Source organism: Butyrivibrio sp. (assembly GCF_024699075.1).
The window spans coordinates 1-3,628 of sequence record NZ_JAILQF010000202.1 but is presented as its reverse complement, the minus strand read 5'-3'; the positions used below and the strand labels follow the sequence as shown (position 1 = coordinate 3,628).

Sequence of the window (3,628 nt, the reverse complement as noted above, 5' to 3'; positions counted from 1 at the left end):
AGGTTTTGTAAGAAAAGTCCTTCAGTCATTTGAAGATCATGATATCTCAATTGAGCATGTTCCTTCAGGAATTGATACTATGACAGTATTCGTTCATGAAGATGATTTTATTAACAAGGAGCAGGCAGTCGTAAGTGAGATACACAGACTTGCAAAACCTGATATGCTTGAGATCGAATCAGATCTTGGCCTTATCGCAGTCGTTGGTAGAGGCATGAAGTCTACAAGAGGTACTGCAGGAAGAATCTTCTCAGCCCTTGCTCATGCCAATGTTAACGTAAGAATGATCGATCAGGGATCTTCTGAGCTTAATATCATCATTGGTGTTGAGAACAGAGATTTCGAGAAGGCTATCAGCGCTATTTACGATATATTTGTTGAAACACAGCTCTGATGCATAACTACCGCTAAGAACAATTTGATCTATTGTTTCTTATATGCTTATTCCAAAAAAAGGCACCTCGTAATGAGGTGCTTTTTTTATGGTGTGTTATTAAGATTCGCTTTCGGAAGGAGTATAGGAGAACATGTATTCGAGGAACTGGATAGCTACATCGGTGCGGCTACTGTTACCTATTATTCCGAAAATCGGAACAGAACCTGCATAAGTGCTTGTACTCTGCATGAATGCTGAGTCTGTAAGAACTATTCCAACAGGAATAGGATCTTCCATGGTCTCTGGATCAGGAAGTACAAAATTCTCTTCCGTAATAATTGAATCAGGAGTAGAAATTCCAAGCATATAACTTATGTCATCCTCGGAAACTGTTGCATCTGATGAAGCCTCGTTGGAAGCATCTTCCTGTGCAGAAGCATCATAGGAAGCTTCATAAGATCCGTCCTCAATTGCATCAATTATAGCTTTATCAAAATAGTATATATATCCATCATACTTTGAAAGCTCTTCTTCAGAGAGTACATCTCTAAGATCAGTCATATAGGAGTTTCTTGCATATAATTCAAAAACTGACTGATCAGCAATCATAACATCGAGATCTCCGGCAGCTGTTATTGCCATGAGTTTCTCCTGGGTTGATACATCATAAGTATTATAGGTACTTGTACTAAGCGTTAATGTACCATCAACAAGACAATAGTAGTTTTCTGTATCAATGCCTGCATATTGGGCAAAATCTTCTCCGATATCCTGTCCCTCAGGATGAAGAGTGGAGTTGATCATAACTGCATAGAATCCGTAAGGAAGATTTGAACTCATATCTTTTATAAGACAAACTGTGAAAATAATGGTTGCGATAATAACCGCTGTGGGAATTTTGTAGTAATCCCAGAAGTATCCGACCATTGCTTTAAAGCCTTTTTTTCTTACCTTCTTGTGCTGCTTTTTAATATCATCCCAAACTGCCATAAACTTAACCTTCTGTATTTTTTATTTAATAGGCTTAAAAAAGCCCTTAGGTCATAATAAATAAATTCTGTCCTATGGTCAATTAAAAAAATATTAATTATAGATGAAATCATACGCAGAGATGGAATATAGCAAAAATTCATAATAAAATGTGAGCCTTCAGACTTAAAATTACAATTTTTATATAAAATTTATTAAAGACCTCTTATAACGAGTTGAAAATGCTTGCAACTTTGTTTAAAGTATAATATCATTACTGTCAAACATTTTTTGAACGGATGGTAAAATAATAATAAACGGAGATGTAACGATGAATGAACTTGATTATGTAGAATGTATGGTGAAAAGGAAGACATTACCTCAGTATGTACTTCTTAAATTTGTTTGTATTATTCTTGCTGTTATCAGCGCATTTGGATTTATGTCAGGTATTGGTGCAGTTATTGGCATGATCGTTACTCTTGCATTCACTGTTTTTTTCGGTTTCATGGCTTATCTTTGCAATCTTAATTCCAATATTGAATATGAATATCAGTATTGCGAGAAGGAAGTTACTGTTGATAAGATCCTCAACAAGAACAGCCGTAAGCGTGTAGGTAAGTTCGATACAGAGCGTATGGAGGCTTTTGGACCTATTAATTCTTATCATCTTGACGAATATAAGAATAAGAACTATCAGGTTCTTGATTTTTCTGATGGTGAAGTTCACCAGCCTGATACAAGATATGCTTTCTATTATGATGGACGTCAGAAGCTTATCATGAATCCCGATGAAAGACTTGTTGCTGCTATATATCAGGTAGCACCACGCAAGACATTTAAAGATTGATATTTATTTGATGCAGGCGCAGAGTATATTTGGCACCTGCATCGTTCATAATACAGGTAACAAATTAAGTTAATATATATATGAATTAGGAGAACAAAATGGGCAAAATTATCGGTGAAGGAATTACTTTTGATGACGTATTACTGGTACCTCAGTATTCTCAGGTCATCCCAAATCAGGTTCAGCTTGGAACACAGCTTACTAAAAAGATTCATCTTAACATTCCAATGATGAGTGCAGGAATGGATACTGTTACAGAACATGATATGGCAATTGCCATGGCTCGTCAGGGTGGTATCGGTATCATCCACAAGAATATGTCAATCGAGCAGCAGGCAGAAGAAGTCGATAAGGTTAAAAGATCTGAAAACGGTGTAATAACTGATCCGTTCTCACTTTCTCCTGAACATACACTTGCAGATGCAGATTCACTTATGGCTAAGTTCAAGATTTCAGGTGTGCCGATCACAGAAGGCAAGAAGCTTGTCGGTATTATCACAAACCGTGATCTTAAGTTCGAAACAGACTATAGTCGTAAGATCAAGGAAGTTATGACTTCTGAAAATCTTATAACAGCTCCTGCAGGAACAACTCTTGAAGAAGCCAAGAAGATTCTCGGTCAGTCCAAGAAAGAAAAGCTTCCTCTTGTTGATGAAAATTTCAACCTTGTAGGTCTTATTACTATTAAAGATATTGAGAAAGCTGTTAAGTATCCTCTTGCTGCAAAAGACAGCCAGGGAAGACTTGTATGCGGTGCCGGTGTTGGTATCACAGCTAACGTTCTTGACAGAGTTCAGGCTCTTGTTGATGCTAAAGTTGACGTTGTAGTTCTTGACTCAGCCCATGGTCATTCAGAAAACGTACTTAACTGTCTTCGTATGATCAAGAAGAAGTTCCCTGATCTTGACGTTATAGCTGGTAACGTAGCAACAGCACAGGCTACAAAGGATCTTATTGAAGCTGGAGCTGATGCAGTTAAGGTTGGTATCGGACCTGGTTCTATCTGTACTACTCGTGTAGTTGCAGGTATCGGTGTTCCTCAGGTTACAGCAGTTATGGAATGCTACTCAGTAGCAAAGGAATATGGTATTCCGATCATCGCTGATGGCGGAATCAAGTTCTCCGGTGATATTACAAAAGCTTTAGCTGCCGGCGGAAGCGTTGTAATGATGGGTTCAATGTTCGCAGGATGTGATGAAGCTCCTGGCGCAACAGAACTTTTCCAGGGTCGTAAATATAAGGTTTACAGAGGAATGGGATCTATCGCAGCTATGGAGAATGGTTCCAAGGACCGTTACTTCCAGGAAGGTGCCAAGAAGCTTGTTCCTGAAGGCGTTGAAGGACGTGTTGCTTATAAGGGAATGCTTGAAGATACAGTATTCCAGCTTATCGGCGGTCTTCGTTCAGGTATGGGATATTGCGGATGCAATACT

The 3,628-nt window shown here is 38.4% G+C and carries 4 protein-coding genes; 3 read left to right on the top strand and 1 reads right to left on the bottom strand.

The window, feature by feature from the left end:
• A partial coding sequence (locus tag K6G87_RS08040) for an ACT domain-containing protein (protein WP_296835675.1) occupies positions 1-394 on the top strand: 394 nt, incomplete at its 5' end.
• 99 nt (positions 395-493) lie between these two features.
• On the opposite strand, the gene K6G87_RS08035 is transcribed toward K6G87_RS08040, so the two are convergent.
• A complete protein-coding gene (locus K6G87_RS08035) occupies positions 494-1,366 on the bottom strand; it encodes a hypothetical protein (RefSeq protein WP_296835673.1) in 873 nt (290 codons plus the stop codon).
• A gap of 310 nt (positions 1,367-1,676) precedes the next feature.
• On the opposite strand from K6G87_RS08035, the gene K6G87_RS08030 reads away from it, so the two are divergent.
• Both K6G87_RS08030 and guaB read left to right on the top strand, forming a co-directional pair.
• The gene (locus K6G87_RS08030; RefSeq protein ID WP_296835671.1) at positions 1,677-2,195 is read left to right on the top strand and encodes a DUF6106 family protein; all 519 of its coding nucleotides are present in this window, start codon (positions 1,677-1,679) and stop codon (positions 2,193-2,195) included.
• Between the two features lie 98 nt (positions 2,196-2,293).
• The coding region (gene guaB, locus K6G87_RS08025) for an IMP dehydrogenase (protein ID WP_296835669.1) at positions 2,294-3,628 on the top strand (1,335 nt) is incomplete at its 3' end.